The 15,569-nt window shown below is 65.3% G+C and carries 15 protein-coding genes; 8 read left to right on the top strand and 7 right to left on the bottom strand.

Annotation, left to right across the window (positions count from 1 at the left end; genetic code table 11):
* Positions 1-30: 30 nt before the first annotated feature.
* The 3 genes from VFG49_RS06570 to VFG49_RS06560 all read right to left on the bottom strand — a co-directional run bounded on the left by VFG49_RS06570 (position 31) and on the right by VFG49_RS06560 (position 2,117).
* Positions 31-843 (bottom strand): DUF4198 domain-containing protein, encoded by an 813-nt coding sequence (locus VFG49_RS06570; RefSeq protein WP_324858715.1) that lies wholly within the window; start codon positions 841-843, stop codon positions 31-33.
* 15 nt (positions 844-858) lie between these two features.
* Positions 859-1,374: a DUF2271 domain-containing protein gene (locus tag VFG49_RS06565; RefSeq protein ID WP_324858714.1), complete on the bottom strand. Its 516-nt coding sequence runs from the start codon at positions 1,372-1,374 to the stop codon at positions 859-861.
* A 101-nt stretch (positions 1,375-1,475) separates the two neighbouring features.
* A complete protein-coding gene (locus VFG49_RS06560) occupies positions 1,476-2,117 on the bottom strand; it encodes a PepSY-associated TM helix domain-containing protein (RefSeq protein WP_414649069.1) in 642 nt (213 codons plus the stop codon).
* A gap of 225 nt (positions 2,118-2,342) precedes the next feature.
* On the opposite strand from VFG49_RS06560, the gene VFG49_RS06555 reads away from it, so the two are divergent.
* A complete protein-coding gene (locus VFG49_RS06555; RefSeq protein WP_324858712.1) occupies positions 2,343-3,032 on the top strand; it encodes a response regulator in 690 nt (229 codons plus the stop codon).
* A 110-nt stretch (positions 3,033-3,142) separates the two neighbouring features.
* Positions 3,143-4,486 carry a sensor histidine kinase gene (locus VFG49_RS06550; protein ID WP_324858744.1) on the top strand — a complete coding sequence of 448 codons (1,344 nt, stop codon included), beginning with the start codon at positions 3,143-3,145 and terminating at the stop codon, positions 4,484-4,486.
* 406 nt (positions 4,487-4,892) lie between these two features.
* Here VFG49_RS06550 and VFG49_RS06545 read toward each other — a convergent pair whose 3' ends face one another.
* Both VFG49_RS06545 and VFG49_RS06540 read right to left on the bottom strand, forming a co-directional pair.
* Positions 4,893-6,302 (bottom strand): aspartate aminotransferase family protein, encoded by a 1,410-nt coding sequence (locus VFG49_RS06545; RefSeq protein WP_324858711.1) that lies wholly within the window; start codon positions 6,300-6,302, stop codon positions 4,893-4,895.
* A 50-nt stretch (positions 6,303-6,352) separates the two neighbouring features.
* Positions 6,353-7,045 (bottom strand): MtnX-like HAD-IB family phosphatase, encoded by a 693-nt coding sequence (locus VFG49_RS06540; RefSeq protein ID WP_324858710.1) that lies wholly within the window; start codon positions 7,043-7,045, stop codon positions 6,353-6,355.
* A 248-nt stretch (positions 7,046-7,293) separates the two neighbouring features.
* Between VFG49_RS06540 and VFG49_RS06535 the strand changes: the two genes are divergently transcribed.
* The 5 genes from VFG49_RS06535 to VFG49_RS06515 are packed head-to-tail and all read left to right on the top strand — an operon-like array spanning position 7,294 to position 12,311.
* The gene (locus tag VFG49_RS06535) at positions 7,294-8,703 is read left to right on the top strand and encodes a TolC family protein (RefSeq protein WP_324858709.1); all 1,410 of its coding nucleotides are present in this window, start codon (positions 7,294-7,296) and stop codon (positions 8,701-8,703) included.
* Positions 8,703-9,836, top strand: a complete 1,134-nt coding sequence (locus VFG49_RS06530; protein WP_324858708.1) for an ABC transporter permease — start codon at positions 8,703-8,705, stop codon at positions 9,834-9,836. The genes VFG49_RS06535 and VFG49_RS06530 overlap by 1 nt, the downstream gene beginning before the upstream one ends.
* An 11-nt stretch (positions 9,837-9,847) precedes the next feature.
* Positions 9,848-10,582, top strand: coding sequence for an ABC transporter ATP-binding protein (locus VFG49_RS06525; protein ID WP_324858707.1), 735 nt, complete (start codon positions 9,848-9,850; stop codon positions 10,580-10,582).
* Positions 10,579-11,508: an efflux RND transporter periplasmic adaptor subunit gene (locus VFG49_RS06520; RefSeq protein ID WP_324858706.1), complete on the top strand. Its 930-nt coding sequence runs from the start codon at positions 10,579-10,581 to the stop codon at positions 11,506-11,508. Before VFG49_RS06525 ends, VFG49_RS06520 begins: the two co-directional genes overlap by 4 nt.
* Positions 11,509-11,516: 8 nt before the next feature.
* A complete protein-coding gene (locus tag VFG49_RS06515; protein WP_324858705.1) occupies positions 11,517-12,311 on the top strand; it encodes a MipA/OmpV family protein in 795 nt (264 codons plus the stop codon).
* 120 nt (positions 12,312-12,431) lie between these two features.
* On the opposite strand, the gene VFG49_RS06510 is transcribed toward VFG49_RS06515, so the two are convergent.
* Together VFG49_RS06510 and VFG49_RS06505 are read right to left on the bottom strand one after the other, a co-directional pair.
* On the bottom strand, positions 12,432-12,752 hold the full coding sequence (locus tag VFG49_RS06510; protein ID WP_324858704.1) for a non-heme iron oxygenase ferredoxin subunit: 321 nt from the start codon (positions 12,750-12,752) through the stop codon (positions 12,432-12,434).
* Positions 12,749-13,294: a GNAT family N-acetyltransferase gene (locus VFG49_RS06505; protein WP_324858703.1), complete on the bottom strand. Its 546-nt coding sequence runs from the start codon at positions 13,292-13,294 to the stop codon at positions 12,749-12,751. The genes VFG49_RS06510 and VFG49_RS06505 overlap by 4 nt, the downstream gene beginning before the upstream one ends.
* 166 nt (positions 13,295-13,460) lie before the next feature.
* Here VFG49_RS06505 and VFG49_RS06500 point away from each other — a divergent pair, with 166 nt between their 5' ends.
* Positions 13,461-15,494 carry a M13 family metallopeptidase gene (locus tag VFG49_RS06500; protein WP_324858702.1) on the top strand — a complete coding sequence of 678 codons (2,034 nt, stop codon included), beginning with the start codon at positions 13,461-13,463 and terminating at the stop codon, positions 15,492-15,494.
* The last annotated feature ends 75 nt before the right edge of the window (positions 15,495-15,569 follow it).

Genomic DNA, 15,569 nt, shown 5'->3' with positions numbered 1-15,569 from the left:
GAATGCCATCACAACGGACCCGCGGCTCGATTACTGCGGCAGCACTTCCAGCGTGGCGGCATACGACAGGCGTCGCTGCTTGGCTTGCTTGATGCTGGTCTTGTCATCCTGCGTGCTGGCGTTGATCCAGTACATGCCGGCATGCGGCCAGTTCAGGCTGAACTTGCCGTCCTTGCCGGTGGTGACATCCACCTCTTCCTGGGCATTGCGATAGCGCGTCTCGCCGGCAATGGCGGTGACCTTGAGGCCGGCGGCCGGCTTGCCGTCGAGCAACAGCTGGAACGTCGCCGGTTCGCCCGCGGCCAGGTCGGTGAAGCGCGTCACCGGCATCAGCTCCAGGCCCTTGCCGCTGGGCTTGAGCGCGGTGTCGCTGGGCTTGCCGTTGGTGACGAAGGTCTCCACGCGATTGATCGACTCGGACACTTCCACATTCTTCGCGCCGGCCGGGATTTCCTTCGCGAGGTTGGCCGCATCGCCACGCCAGCGCTTCTTCTGGCCATCCATTTCGTAGCTGGCGAACAAGCCGCCATTCACCGCGGCAATCTTGTAAGTGCCCTGCTGGGTAAGGTGCACGTCGAACACGCTACGGTACTGGCCGGTGAGCGCGTTCTCCGGTTTGGACGTCTGGCCGTCCGGCGCGGTGATGCTCACGCGATCGAGCGCGACCGGCATATGGTCGGGATAGAACAGGTCGTTGGACACGGCGGCGTCCACCGTCACCCAGGGATCGGCACCGGACACGTTGGTGGCTGACGGCACCATCCACATCTTGTGCGCGTGGGCGGCCATCGGCAGCGCCAGGACCAGCGCCAGCGCGCTCCACTTCAACGAATGCTTCCTCATGAGGCTCTCCAGAATTCAAGGGGCGAGATCGAGTTTGACGTTGCCGAGCTCGCTGCTGCCCTTGGCAGCCAGCTCCTGCGGCGCACTGACCGGCCAGGTGAATGGCACGCGCACCACTTCGCGGCCGCCAACCTCACGGGCCGCTTCGACCACCAGCTCGTACTTGCCGGCCGGCAGCTGGCCCAGCGGCGCCTTGCCATCATGGAAGCTCAGCTTCTGGTCGCCCGCGGGACGCGTTGCGCCCGACACGCCGTCCACCGGCATCTGCAGTTCACGGCCTCCGCGACGCCACCACTGGCGCAGCTCGGGCAGCCACTTGGTGCCGGCGCCCTCCTTCGATTCCTTCTGCGCGTACCACACGGCCAGCTGCGCGGCGACCGTGTGGTCCTCGCGCTCCACCCAGACGGCGGTGTACGGGCGGTGGTATTCCGCCACGTCCAGTTGGGGAATCTGCACGGTGACATTGAGATCGGCCGCCACGGCCGGAGCCGCCAGCAGCATCACGGGAATAGTCAGGGAAAAACGGCGCATGGGTTTCTCTCTTGGGAGGAGTGAGTGAAGAGAAGTGAAAAAAACAGAGAAGAGCGTGGCGCCGTTTCTCGTTTCTCACTTAAATTCACTCGCTCCTCGCATCAATGGATAAAGATCAAAGCCAGCACCAACGGCAACACCAGCCCGAATGCGACCAATGGCCAAGTGGCGCCGCGCTGTGCGGCGTGCATTTTCAGCAGAAGCAAACCGGTGACTGAAAAGATCACGCAAGCCAAAGCGAATACATCGATGAACCAGCCCCAGGCCGGTCCGGCGTGGCGGCCCTTGTGCAGGTCGTTGAGATACGCAATGGCGCCGCGCGTGCTCAGTTCCGATTCCACCTTGCCGCTTTCCCGGTCGATACTGACCCAGGCGTCGCCGCCCGGACGTGGCATCGAAATGTAGATTTCGTCCGACGACCAGTCCGCCGCACGACCCGACACATTGATGTCCAGCGTGCCGCCGATCCAATGGGCGATGGCGGGCGGCACGGCCACGCCCTTGCGTTCGTCCTCGCCGGCCACGGCTCGCAACAGCGGCGCCGGCAACTGGGCGTTGCGATGCACGGTGTGCGCGCTCGCCTCGATTTGTCCGGCATGGTTGAGCGTGAAGCCGGTGATAGCGAACAGCAGCATGCCTACCAGGCACAAGGCCGAGCTGATCCAGTGCCACTGGTGCAGCTGCTTCAGCCAGAACGCCCGGCTGGACCCCGCCCTGTTGTTCGAACGCATCGCTGGTTCCATGCCCGCCTTCTTGCCTGTCTCTACTGCGCCACTTCTGCATGACGGGCCATGCAACCGAGTCGCGCGCCAGCTGTCTCAATGTGGCGTCGGGAGCTAAGCTCCGCACGGGCAGCCTCCCTTCCGACATCATTCGGGGATACTGCCACAAATGAGAATCACTCGCAATTCAAAAGACCCCGTGCACATCGCCGCATCCCCAGCGGCTGGTCTTACCTGGAAACCGATATGCGTATCTTGATTGCCGAGGATGATCCTTCCATTGCCGCCGGTGTAAGCGCCTCGCTGCGCCAGGGCGGCCATGCCGTGGATTGCGTCTCCGATGGCGCCAGGGCGGACGCGGCGCTGCGCGATACGCCGTATGACCTGCTCATCCTCGACCTCGGGCTGCCCCACCTCGACGGCGCGGACGTATTGCAGCGGCTGCGCAAGCGCGGCACCGGCCTGCCGGTGCTTGTGATCACCGCACGCGAAGGCCTGCGCGAGCGCGTGCGCGTGCTCGATCTCGGTGCTGACGATTACCTGGTCAAGCCATTCGCACTGGCGGAATTCGAAGCGCGCGTGCGAGCGCTGCTGCGCCGCTACACCGCGCAAGGTGCGCCGGAAATGATGCTCGGCAGGTTGCGTCTTGACCTTCCGGGACATCGCGCGTGGATCGGCGACACGCCGCTGGAACTCACCGCGCGCGAGTTTGGCCTGCTCGAAGCGCTTGCGGCGCGCCCTGATCGCGTCACCAGCCGAGCGCAATTGGTCGAAGCCTTGTGCAGCTGGGACGAAGAACTCACCGACAACGGCCTGGACATCGCCATCTATCGCCTCCGCCGCAAACTCGCCGACTCCGGCACGCAGGTACGCACCATCCGCGGACTGGGTTACCTGCTAGAAGAAGTGAAGGAAGGCAAGGAAACCAAGGCATGAGCGCCACGGCGGCGAAGACGGTCGAACGGAGCTGGCTGCAAAGGCTGGCCGAGTCCGACGAACGGCCCAGTCTCCGCCGCCGATTGTTGTCGTCGCTGCTGGTGCCGCTGATGATGTTGCTGGTGGTGGAAAGTCTGGTCACCTACAGCGGCGCACTGATCTATTCCAACAACGTGCACGACCGCGACCTTGCGGATGACGCGATGACGCTCGCGCAGATGCTCAGCCAGGAAGACCTCGGCGGGCAGGTGTCGCCACAGGCGCGCTTCCTGCTCGAATATGCGCCCGAAGGCCACAACTACTTCAACGTCAGCAGCCAGAAGCACGGCCTGCTGGCCGGTGCGCCGGAGCTGCGCCCCGCGCCGCTCAAGGCGGCTGCGCAGGACGGCGAACCGCAGCTGTTCACCACCATGGTCGGCCGCCGTGAGCTGCGCGCGGCCACCGTGCGCATTCCCAACCTGCACGATCCCGACGACCAGCTTACGGTCACCATGGCGGAAACCTTCCACGACCGTCACCAACGGGCGCGCGAGATCCTGCTGCTCAGCATTCCCGCTCAAGCCATCCTCATCGCCAGCGTGTTCGTGCTGGTGATGTATGGCGTGCGCGTGGGCCTTCGCCAACTCGATCCGCTCACCGCGCGACTCGCCGCGCGCGAGCACGATCTCGCCCCGATCGGCGACGCGGATGTGCCCGTGGAAATCCTCCCGCTCACCCGCACCATCGACGCCTTGTTTGCCCGCCAGCGCGGCATGCTTGCTTTGCAGGAACGCTTCATTGCCGACGCAGCGCATCAGCTGAAGACGCCGCTGGCCGGCTTGCGCGTGCACGTCGAGCGCGCACAGGCAGACCCGAGCAAGGAAACCGTCAAGGACGCCCTCCAGCACATCCTGCGACTCACCCAGCGCGCCAGCCGCGCATCCAGCCAACTGCTGGCGCTGACGCGTGTGCAATCCAATGAAAGCACCGACGTCGGCGTGCCGGTGCTGCTGGACCTCGCGCAACTGATTCCCGAAATGCTCAGCGTACGCGTGCACGACGCCATCGCCGCCGGCGTTGACCTCGGCTATGAAGGACCTGCCGGCCCCGTGTGGATCGACGGCGATCGCATTTCGCTGCAGGAAATGCTCGACAACCTGATCGACAACAGCCTGCGCTATGCGGGACGCCACAGCATCGTCACGGTCGGCGTGGCCGCCGTACCCGAAGGCGCATGCCTCAGCGTGGAAGACGACGGCCCGGGCGTGCCGCCCGCCTTCCTCGAGCGCCTGGGCGAACGCTTCTTCCGCGTACCCGGCGTGACCGAGGAAGGCACCGGACTGGGCCTGGCCATCGTGCAGCGCATCGTCGAACGACATCGCGCACTGGTGCGCTACGTCAACGGCGGTGGCGGTGGTTTGCGCGTGGAGGTGGTGTTTCCGCCGGCGCGTACGTCGAAGTTAGCGCAGATGTAATTACGGTCTACCGACCGGATCGCTCTCGCAGGAGCCCACCCAGTGGGCGACCGCAGCGCCTCGGCTTCAACGCTTCGCGACATCCCCTTGGGAGGACTGGCTTGTCGCGCACTGGGTGCGCTCCTACAGAGGCGGCGCCAGGTGTGTTGCGCGTCGTTGTAGGAGCCCACCCAGTGGGCGACCGCAGCGCCTCGGCTTCAACGCTTCGCGACGTCCCCTTGGGGGATTGGCTCATCGCGCACTGGGTGCGCTCCTACATGCCGCGCACAGAGTGCGCCGCCGCAGCCCGGTGCACAAAAAAATACGGCGACGCATGCGCGTCGCCGTCGTCACACATCCCCTGCATGGGAACCACTTGAGACAAACCATCAACAAAACGCCGCGGGAGTGACCCGCGGCGTTTGCATTACATTTCCTTCTTCGCCTTGGTCAGCAGCTGGTCGAGCAGCGCGATGGCCAGGTCGATCTCTTCGTGCGTGATTTCCAGCGACGGCGCGAAGGTGATCACGTTCTTGTACCAGCCGCCCACGTCCAGCACGAGGCCGATCTTCTTGCCGTTGTGCTCCAGGTCGCCGGCCAGGCCGATGTCGACCATCTTGTCCAGCAGTGCCTTGTTCGGCGTGAAGCCGTCATCGGTGCAGATCTCGGCGCGCAGCGCGAGGCCAAGGCCGTCGACGTCGCCGATTTGCTTGTGGCGCTTCTGCAGGTCACGCAGGCCTTCGAGGAAGTGTGCGCCCTTCTTCGGCACGGTGGTCTCGTAGTCCAGCTCGTAACCCATCTTGATCACTTCCAGACCCAGCGCAGTGCCGAGCGGGTTGGAGTTGAAAGTGCTGTGGGTGGAGCCCGGCGGGAAGATGGTCGGGTTGATCATCTCTTCGCGCGCCCACAGACCCGACAGCGGGTTGAGGCCGTTGGTCAGCGCCTTGCCGAACACGATGATGTCCGGGGTCACGCCGAAGTGCTCGATCGACCACAGCTTGCCGGTGCGCCAGAAACCCATCTGGATCTCGTCGGCCACCATCAGGATGCCGTACTGGTCCAGCACCTTCTTCAGGTCCTTGAAGAAGTTCATCGGCGGGATGACGTAGCCACCGGTGCCCTGGATCGGCTCGACATAGAAAGCCGCGTATTCGGCCTGGTTGACCTTGGGATCCCACACGCCGTTGTATTCGGTCTCGAACAGACGCGCGAACTGGCGTACGCATGCATCGGAATACTCTTCCGGCGTCATGCCTTTCGGACGGCGGAACGGATACGGGAACGGCACGAACATAGCGCGCTCGCCGAAGTGGCCGAAGCGACGACGGTAGCGGTAGCTGGAGGTGATGGACGAAGCGCCCAGCGTGCGGCCGTGGTAACCGCCTTCGAAGGCGAACATCAGGCTCTTGCCACCGGTGTAGTTGCGCACCAGCTTGAGCGAATCCTCGACGGCCTGCGCGCCACCGACGTTGAAATGCACACGGCCCTTCAGGCCGAACTTCTGCTGCGCGTCGACCGCGATGGTCTTGGCCAGCTCGATGCGGGTCTGGTGCAGGTACTGGCTGGCAACCTGCGGCAGCACGTCGATCTGATTCTTGAGCGTGTCGTTGAGGCGCTTGTTGCCGTAACCGAAGTTGACCGCCGAGTACCACATCTGCAGGTCGAGGAAACGCGTACCGGCCGTGTCGATCATCCAGCTGCCTTCGCCGTGGCGGAAGATCTTCGGCGGATCGACGTAGTGCACGGTGTCGCCAAACGAGCTCCACTCGGCCTCGTCAGCCAGCAGCTGCGCGTCGGGAATGACAGCGCCCGCGGCGCTCTTATCAAATACGTTCATGGGGTAAATCCGGAAGCGGTCATAAAGTGGAAGAACGGGCGAGCCCGTTCTTAGAGAGCGGTTGCCAGAGCAGGTTCGCCCGGCGAATGTTCGGCCAGCAGGCTGCCATCGAGCAGGCGCGGCAGCAGCTCCAGTGCATCCTCGAAACCGGTGATCGGCATGTAGGGAATGCCGGCGGCGCGGCAATGCTCGATCAGGCGGTGCTTGGCGAACACGAAGTCGACACGGTCGGCGGCGCAGAAATCGGAAGCGCCGTCACCGATCAGCAGCGTGCGCGTGCCCGTTTGCGCGGCTACGGCACACTTGCAGGTGCCGCTGCGGCAACCCTCGGCCTGGAACGGCGAGGTGAGCTGCCACTGGCGCGGCGGCGTTGCCGGCGCCAGGTGATTGGCAGCCAACGGCAGATCATCCAGGCCATAACGGCCCAGAATCTTGTGGATGGCGTAGTCGAGGCCATCGCTCACCACGCGGATCGGCGTGTGCCATTCGCGCGCCTTGGCCACGAAGCCAGGGAACGCGTGGTCGATCCACAGCGACGAGAGGTGCTTGTCCAGCGCCTCGCGCGTCATGTCTAGCAGCGCCACCTGACCCGTCATGCAGTCGCGCGAGCCAATGCGGCCGGCACGCCAGTCCTGTTCGAGCTCTTCCCAGCCCGGACGGCCGAAACGGTCGAGCAGCGAGTCGATGACGTCCTCGACGGAAATGGTGCCGTCGAAGTCGCAGAGAATGGTCCAGCCAGTCACCAGGTGAAACCTCGTATCCCAGAATGACGTACACGATAGGGAGCGGCCCCTTTCGGCGCCCTTTCTTGCGCCGGAATGCCGGCCTACCCGGGTGAAACGGCCATAAGCAAGCCATAAGCCAGCCGTAGGCGAGCTCCGGTATGCTTGGGCACTTCCTGGCGCTGCGCCGGTCACGCACCGAGTCGCCAGCCAGCTGAACATTCAGGAATTTCGTGTTTCAGTGCCGAAACAAAACGGGCCTTTTGAACATGGATGCCGCGCCCCGCCAACGTTCCCTGCTTGCCGGCCTGCTGATGGCTTGCGGGGTGATGTTGGCCGCGTGTTCGGTAGCGCCGCTGCCCGAACTCAAGCCGCCCGTACCTGATGCGTGGCGCAATGCGCCGGCGGGCGTGGCGCCGCCGAGTGCCGACCTGCGCGGATGGTGGCAGGCGCTGGGCGATCCGGAACTCGACGCGCTGATCGACCGGGCGCTGCAAGCCAACCTCGACGTTGCGCAAGCCGCCGAGCGCGTGCAGGCAGCCCGCACGCTCAATCGCCACGCGCACGATCCTTATCTGCCCTCACTGCATGGCCGCACAAACGATCAGATCGATCCGGACACCACGGCGTCGTACTTCGTGGCGGGCTTCGACGCGCTGTGGGAACTGCCGCTGTTCGGCGCCTGGCAGAGCAGCGCGCGCGAAGCACAGGGCCAGCTCAATGGCGCCAACGCCGCATTGCGTGGCGCACAGGTCACGCTGGTTGCCGAGGTCACACGCCGCTGGATCGAACTTCGCTCCGCACAACAGCAGGCCTTGCTGCTGACCAATATCAGCGATGCCTTGCAGGAAAAGCTGCGCCTGGTGCAGGTGCGCGAACGGCTCAAGCTCGCGCCGCCACTGGAAGTCGCCCGTGCGCAGGCGGAACTGGCACGTGCCGATGCCGCATTGGCGGAACCGCGGCAGGCGATCAACAGCAGCGCACAACAGCTGGCCGTGCTACTGGGGCAGAACGAGCCCGATCCGCAATGGCTGCAACCCGGCCCGCAACCGAAGCTCGGCAACTGGCAGCTCACCACCGCCCCCGCCGACATGCTGCGTGCGCGACCCGAAATCGCCAGCGCCGAGGCCGACGTGCTGCGTGCCGCCGGCGAGCTGGGCCTGAGCCGCGCGGACATCTATCCGCACATCGGGCTGGGCGCCTCGCTTCAGTGGTCCGCCAACATCGCAAGCAACTATCGCGTGCACACGGGCGAGGCCATTTTCTCGTATGGCCCGCTGATCGACATTCCGCTATTCGACTGGGGACAGCGCGTCGCGGCCGCGCACGCCAAGGCCCACGAATTGAAGGCTGCCGTGTTTGCCTATCGCCAAGCGGTACTGCAGGGCGTTGCCGAAGCAGAAATCGCCATGGGCGACCTTGAGCAACTACGCGGCCGCGAAGAGGCCTCGCTGCAGGCAGCACAGGCGCTGCAGGCCAGCAGCGAGGCGCTGAACAAGCGTGCCGAGCTCAGGCTGAGCAGCCATCTGGACGTCCAGGACGGCATGATCGAGAACCATCGCGCGCAGCTCGAAGTCGTCAGCGCCGTGGCCGCGCGCGACCTTGCCTATGTGTCGTTGTACAAGGCACTGGGCGGCGCCCCCATGCCGGCCGGCGCGGCGCCGCGGGTTGCCGAATAATGGTGGCACTGGCGCGCAAGACCTTGGTGTACGAATGGCGGCGCTTCCTCCCGGCCATTCTTGCCGTGGGCTTCGCCGGCCTGCTGCAATTGCTGCAGGCGGCACTCGTGCTGGGCATCTTCGGCAGCGCGAGTGTCTACATCACGGGTTCCTCGGCAGATCTTTGGGCAGGCTACCCGGGCACGCAGAGCGTGAACCTCGGCCGCTCGATCGACTCCGGCGTGGAGATGCGCCTTCGGATGGATCCGGCCGTGTCCGCGGTGGAACCGTTCCACTGGGTGGATGCGGATTGGCGTGGTCCCAGCGACACGGGCGGCGTGTCGGTCTTCGTTTCCGGCATCAACGCGCGTCCTGACGGCCTGCTGTTCGCGCACGCCTTGTCCCCTGCCCTGCGCGCGCGGCTCAACGAGCCCGACGCGGTCATCGTCGACCGTGCCGATCTGGACAGCCTGGGCGTAGGCATCGGTGATACCGCCGTGATCAACGGCCACCGGGTGCGCGTGGTGGGTGTAAGCAACGGCCTGCGCGCGCTGGGCGGCGTCAACGTGGTCGCCTCACTGGCCACCGCCGCGGAACTGGACACCGACCCCAGCAACGCAAACCGCATGACTTACTTCGTCGCCAAGTTGCGCGATCCGTCCGACGCCGATGACGTCGCTGCGCGCCTTCGCGGCAATCGCGCCTTCGGGCCCTACGATGTATGGACGGCTGAAAGTTTCGCGCGTCGCTCACAGATGTACTGGATGTTCGACACGGGCGCCGGCGCGGGCGTGTTGTTCCTTGCGGGCGTCGTCTTTCTCGTTGGCGCGGTGATCACCAGCCAGACGCTGGTCGCTGCGGTCATTGGTTCGGTGCGCGAGTACGCCACGCTCAACGCACTGGGGGTGGGGGTCGGCGCGCTGCGCAAGGTGGTCATGGAACAGGCCTTCTGGGTGGGCGCGATCGGATTGTTGGGAAGTACCGTGCTGGGAGGCCTGGCGCTGGCGCTCGCGCGCAGCCGCAGCGTGCCGGTGGCGCTCAGCCTGTGGACCACGCTGGCCTGCCTGGGCCTGTGCATGGGGCTGGCCATCGTGTCGGGCCTGGCGGCCATGCGCAGCCTGCGCCGCGCCGACCCTGCCACGCTGCTGCGGTGAGGGGACGCCCCATGTCTTCCATCTCGCTGCGGGCACGTCATGTCAGCAAATCGTTCACCTCCGGGCCGATCCACAACACCGTGCTGCACGACCTCACGCTGGACATCCGCGCCGGCGAGCTCACCCTGATCTCCGGGCCGTCGGGCTGTGGCAAGAGCACCCTGCTGGCCATCCTCAGCGGCCTGCAGCGGCCTGACAGCGGCCAGGTAACCGCGCTCGAACAGGACCTTGGCGAGCTCAACCTGCATGCGCTCGAACGCTTTCGCCTGTTGCACACCGGTTTCGTGTTCCAGGGCTTCAACCTGTTCCCCGCGCTCAATGCACTGGAACAGGTGGAATTGCCGCTGAGCTACCTGGGCCTTGCTCCGGGTGAAGCGAGGCGCCGCGCGGTCGCCTCGCTGGAGGAGGTCGGCCTGGGCCCGCGCATGGGATTGCGTCCTTCCGAGCTGTCGGGCGGCGAAAAGCAGCGCGTGGCGATCGCACGCGCGCTGGCCAAGGAACCGGGCCTGCTGTTCGCCGACGAACCCACCAGCGCACTGGACGCAGCGAACGGCCAGATCATCATCGACATCCTGCACCGCATTGCGCGCACGCATGGCACCACGGTGCTGTGCGTCAGCCATGATCCGCGCCTGGTCGGCCATGCCGATCGCGTGCTCGCCATGGAGGATGGCCGTATCCTTAGCGACCGTGTGCCGTCCCCCGCATCGACGCCGACGTCAGGCCTCGAGGAACCTTCTGCATGACCCTGCGCCCGCATTCGCTGCTGCCCTTGGCCCTCGCCGCCTCGCTATTGGCGGCCTGCTCGCACAATGACGCAGCGGACAAGGACACGGCCGCGACGGCGCAGGCGTCCTACGCGGCGGTCGCCCGCGGGCGCGTGGATGTGGAAGGTGGCCTGCTCAAGCTCAGCATGCCGCGCGAAGGCGTGGTGGCCGAGATCAAGGTCCACGAGGGCGATCACGTTCACAAGGGGCAGGTGCTGGCCACGCTGGATACTAAGCCCGCGCAACTGGCCGTCAGCGCTGCCGAGGCTGAGCGGAACCAGGCGCAGACACAGGCGCGCCTGCTCGATGTTCGACTCAAGGCCGCACAACAGCGCGCCGGCCGTCTTGCCGAGGCCGCTGCGGCCGGTGCCGGCGATGGGCAGAGTGCCGACGATGCGCACGACGCCGCCCAGCAATTGCAGGGCGAACTCGACAACGCACGCGCCGCCGATGCGATGGCTGCGCAAAAGCTGGACGCGGCCCGCTACGAACTGGCGCAGCGCAGCCTGGTCGCGCCGGTCGATGCGCAGATCGTGGAGCGCGACATTCAACCGGGTGCGGCTGTCTCGCCGCAAGGCGGCGCTGCGTTCGTGCTGCTTCCCGAAGGAGCACGCATCGTGCGCGCGGAACTCAACGAGTCGTTCGTGGGCGCGGTCAAGGATGGCATGCATGCCACCATCATCGACGACAGCGGCAGTGGCGCACCGGCACTGAGCGCCCACGTGCAGCGCATCGGCACGGTGTTCGGCCCCAGCGCGCTGGAAGAGGATCCGTTGGTGCGCGCCAATACGCGCACCGTCGAATGCGTGCTGGCCTTCGACCAGCCGCCGCCGGCATCGCTCCGCATCGGCCAACGCGTGATCGTGCAGTTCGCGCCGCAGGCCGCTGCGAAGACGACTCCCTGATTCCGCGCATGGTTCGCCCTTCCCTTTCCGTGCGCGCGATGCGCGCCCTTGGATTGATCCTGCTGTGCGCGATGGCGTCCCACGCCATGGCCGATGACGTCAGCGAGGAGCGCAACGTGCTGCTGGGCGCTGGCGTGGAACGCATGCCGGCGTGGATTGGATCGAGCGAGCACCGTGACCAGGCCGTTCCCTACATCCAGGCCGAGCTGCCCTGGCATGTCACGCTGTCGACGCTCGACGGACTCACGGTCGATGTCATCCATGGATCCCAGTGGCACGGCGGCTTCTACGGCAACTACCAGTGGGGCCGCGATCATGACGAGCTGGGACCGCAGCTGTCGGGCATCGTCCCGTCGCTGTCGCCCCGGTTGAACGCTGGTGGCTATCTCGAATACCAGGCGACCGTGCAGCTCAACCTGGGCGCCACGCTGAGCCACGACACGCAGGGCGCCGGCGCCTACCTCAATATCTACGCCGACTATGACCTGCCCGTCATCGGCTATCTTGAACACAGCGTGCAGCTGCAATGGCAGGGCATGAATGGACCGGCGATGCGCCGCTACTTCGGCCTCACGCCGCAGCAGGCTACGCAACTGGGCGTGGCGCCGTGGGCGCCGGGCGCCGGCAGCCAGCAGATCTCGCTGGAATACGACGCCTACATGCCCACCAGCCTGCACACGGGTTTTGCGCTGGCCATCAACTATGCGCGCCTGCTGGGCGACGCCGCCGACAGTCCGTTGGTAAAGACCTTTGGCACGCCGAACCAGCTGACCACCACGCTGGCCTTCGTCTATCGGCTGTAAGCACGAGCGGGTTAATCAGGAGTGGGTGAAGAGACGTGAGAAACGAGAGAAAGCTCTCTCTCACTGCTCACTTCTCTTCACTCACTCCCGCTCCACTGCTCCATTGCTTCACTGCTTCACTCACCGGTCGTCGCGCGTCCATATCTGGCCGTCCACTTCGTGCACGGGGAAGCTGGCGATGGGTTCGTAGGCCGGTGGACAGGTCACCGCGCCGTTGCGCACGTCGAAGCGTGCACCATGGCGCGGGCATTCCACCTCGAAGCCGTGCACTTCACCGCCGGCCAGTTCGCCGCCATCGTGGCTGCAGACATCCTCGATGGCGTACAGGGCACCGTCGATGTTGTAGACGGCGATGGCCGTATCGCCATCCCAGACAACCTTGAATTCGCCCGGCAGCATGTCGCTGCGCGTACCCACGAAAATCCAGTCGGCGAGATTCATGCCGGCATCTCCAGACGCTTGCTCATGTAGACGAAGCGCAGGTCGTCGCGACGCGGAATGCCGAAGCGCGGCTGGCCATAAGGAAACATGCCCGTCTCGCCGGTGAGCTGGTAGCCGCGGCGCTCGTACCAGGCGATGAGCTCGGCGCGCTGTTCGATGACCGACATGCGCATGGCCGGGGTCATCCATTCCTCGCAGACCACGCGCTCGGCTTCGCCCAGCAAGGCGCGGCCCAGTCCGGCCATCTGCAAATCGGGGTTGACGGCGAACATGCCGAAGTAGCCGGCCTCCTCCTGGCGCTCGACATGACAGCAGGCGACCAGCGTGCCGTCGCGTTCGGCCAGCAGCACGCGGCTGTCGTCGCGGCCGATCAGGCCCGCCACGTCTTCCGCATCAGTACGCTGGCCATCGAGCAGGTGGCTTTCGGTGGTCCATCCGCGCTGGCCGGATTCGCCGCGGTAAGCGGATTGCACCAGCGCGACGATGGCGGGAATGTCGGCGGCGGTGGCCGCGCGGAAGGTCGGGGAGGCATGGGTTGGCATCCGTGCATGATACGTCCCCTGCCATCGCATCGCACTGCACAATGACCTTCGACACTGTGCGCCAGCGATCATCGCTGCCTAGCCTGTCCGGCGGGACCACGCCGGTCCCTGACACGCTGTACTGGCCGACCGGGTGCGCGAGGCGCATTCCACCAAGGGAGAATCCATGAAGAACCGCATTGTGAAACCGCTCGCGCTTGCCGTGGGCATGGCCGTCTGCACCGGCGTGTTCGCCGCGCCCGGCTCGTTCAACATCCAGGAGCTGGATGCCGGCAAGGACGTGTGCAACGACTTCAACGGATTCGTCAATGCAAAGTGGATCGCGGCCAATCCGATTCCGGCCGATCGCACGCGCTGGGGTTCGTTCGATGCGCTGCGCGAGGACAGCCTGAACGTGCAGCACGGCATCGTCGACAAGGCGGCCGCGAACGTGACCCACGCCAAGCCCGGTTCCATCGAGCAGAAGATTGGCTACTTCTATGCCTCGGGCATGGATGAAGCCGCCATCGAGAAGGCCGGCTACGATCCGATCAAGCCGGAGCTGGCGCGCATCGATGCCCTCAAGGGCACCGGCGACATCGTCGCCTACATCACCGACAGCTACGCGCACGGCAACCCGGTGGCGTTCCGCTTCGGCGGCAACCCCGACTTCAAGAATTCCAGCCTGCAGATTGCCTACGCCGGCCAAGGCGGCCTGGGCCTTCCCACGGCGGATTACTACAGCAAGCCCGACTTCGAGAAGATCCGCGGCGAATACGTCGCACACATTGCGCGCACGCTGCAGCTGGTGGGTGTGGGCGAGGCCGATGCGCAGAAGCAGGCCAAGGCCGTGATGTCCATCGAAACGCGCCTGGCCTCGGCCTCGCTGGTGCCGACGGAACTGCGCCAGCCGGAGAACCGCTATCACTATGTGAGCATCGCTGACGCCGACAAGGTGACGCCGCACTTCGCGTGGGCTTCGTTCTTCAAGGCACAAGGCGCCGACGTGAAGGAAGGCTTCTCGCTGTCGCAGCCGAAGTTCTTCGCCGAATTCGACAAGATGCTGGCCGACGTGCCGGTGGCTGACTGGCAGGCCTACCTGCGCTTCCACGCCATCGACGAAGCGGCGGCGTACCTGTCCACGCCGTTCCAGAAGGAAGACTTCGCCTTCAACGCGCAGACGCTCAACGGCCAGAAGGAAATGAAGTCGCGCTGGAAGCGCACGCTCGATGCCGTCGAAGGCGGCATGGGCATGGCGCTGGGTCAGCTTTACGTCGCCCAGACGTTCTCGCCCGAGTCGAAGGCGCGCGCGCAGGAGCTCGTGGGCAACCTGCGCGCTTCCTACAAGAACCGCATCGAGAACCTGCCGTGGATGAGCGAAGCCACCAAGAAGAAGGCGCTGGAAAAGTGGGCCAGCTTCACGCCGAAGATCGGCTATCCGGACAAGTGGCGTGACTGGACCGGCCTGCAAGTGATGCAGGGCAACTACTTCGCCAACGTCGAGTCCGCCGCCAAGTTCAACTACGACTACATGGTCGGCAAGATCGGCAAGCCGGTGGACCGCACCGAATGGGGCATGACACCGCAGACGGTGAACGCCTACTACAGCCCGCAGAAGAACGAGATCGTGTTCCCGGCCGCCATCCTGCAGCCACCGTTCTTCGATGCCAAGGCGGATGACGCGCTCAACTACGGCGGCATCGGCGCCGTGATCGGCCACGAGATGGGCCACGGCTACGACGACCAGGGCAGCAAGTTCGATGCGCAGGGCAACAACGCCAACTGGTGGACCGACGAAGACCGCAAGGCCTTCGAGGCGCGCACCGACAGGCTCGCCGACCAGTTCAACCACTACGAGGCGCTGCCGGGCAAGTACGTCAACGGCAAGCTGACCATGGGCGAGAACATCGGCGACCTCGGCGGCCTCAACGCTGCGTACGATGCGTTGCAGATGGCGTTGAAGAAAAATCCGAAGGAAGCCAACAGCAAGATCGACGGCTACACCCAGGACCAGCGCTTCTTCCTCAACTGGGGCCGCGTGTGGCGCGGCAATATCCGACCGGAAGCGCAGCTCACGCTGCTCAACACCGATCCGCACGCGCCGGCGCAGTTCCGCGCCATCGGCGCGCCGTCGAACATGCCGGCGTTTGCGCAGGCCTTCCAGTGCAAGGCGGGCGACAAGATGGTTCGCGACGGCGAACACCAGGTGAAGATCTGGTAAGTCGATCGAACCTTCGCTATACCGAAAACGCCGCGGTCCACCGCGGCGTTTTTCTATCTCGTAGGAGCGCACCCC

This window comes from Dyella sp., assembly GCF_035685885.1.
Lineage (GTDB): Bacteria > Pseudomonadota > Gammaproteobacteria > Xanthomonadales > Rhodanobacteraceae > Dyella.
The sequence above is the reverse complement of the archived record's forward strand: the minus strand, read 5'-3'. Positions and strand labels throughout refer to the sequence as shown.

Coding starts and splice junctions, on each gene's coding strand:
- VFG49_RS06525 (WP_324858707.1), top strand. CDS start 9,848: ATGTCTTCCATCTCGCTGCGGGCACGTCATGTCAGCAAATCGTTCACC.
- VFG49_RS06545 (WP_324858711.1), bottom strand. CDS start 6,302: ATGAACGTATTTGATAAGAGCGCCGCGGGCGCTGTCATTCCCGACGCG.
- VFG49_RS06550 (WP_324858744.1), top strand. CDS start 3,143: ATGATGTTGCTGGTGGTGGAAAGTCTGGTCACCTACAGCGGCGCACTG.
- VFG49_RS06500 (WP_324858702.1), top strand. CDS start 13,461: ATGAAGAACCGCATTGTGAAACCGCTCGCGCTTGCCGTGGGCATGGCC.
- VFG49_RS06560 (WP_414649069.1), bottom strand. CDS start 2,117: ATGGAACCAGCGATGCGTTCGAACAACAGGGCGGGGTCCAGCCGGGCG.
- VFG49_RS06520 (WP_324858706.1), top strand. CDS start 10,579: ATGACCCTGCGCCCGCATTCGCTGCTGCCCTTGGCCCTCGCCGCCTCG.
- VFG49_RS06570 (WP_324858715.1), bottom strand. CDS start 843: ATGAGGAAGCATTCGTTGAAGTGGAGCGCGCTGGCGCTGGTCCTGGCG.
- VFG49_RS06530 (WP_324858708.1), top strand. CDS start 8,703: ATGGTGGCACTGGCGCGCAAGACCTTGGTGTACGAATGGCGGCGCTTC.
- VFG49_RS06515 (WP_324858705.1), top strand. CDS start 11,517: ATGGTTCGCCCTTCCCTTTCCGTGCGCGCGATGCGCGCCCTTGGATTG.
- VFG49_RS06535 (WP_324858709.1), top strand. CDS start 7,294: ATGGATGCCGCGCCCCGCCAACGTTCCCTGCTTGCCGGCCTGCTGATG.
- VFG49_RS06565 (WP_324858714.1), bottom strand. CDS start 1,374: ATGCGCCGTTTTTCCCTGACTATTCCCGTGATGCTGCTGGCGGCTCCG.
- VFG49_RS06505 (WP_324858703.1), bottom strand. CDS start 13,294: ATGCCAACCCATGCCTCCCCGACCTTCCGCGCGGCCACCGCCGCCGAC.
- VFG49_RS06510 (WP_324858704.1), bottom strand. CDS start 12,752: ATGAATCTCGCCGACTGGATTTTCGTGGGTACGCGCAGCGACATGCTG.
- VFG49_RS06555 (WP_324858712.1), top strand. CDS start 2,343: ATGCGTATCTTGATTGCCGAGGATGATCCTTCCATTGCCGCCGGTGTA.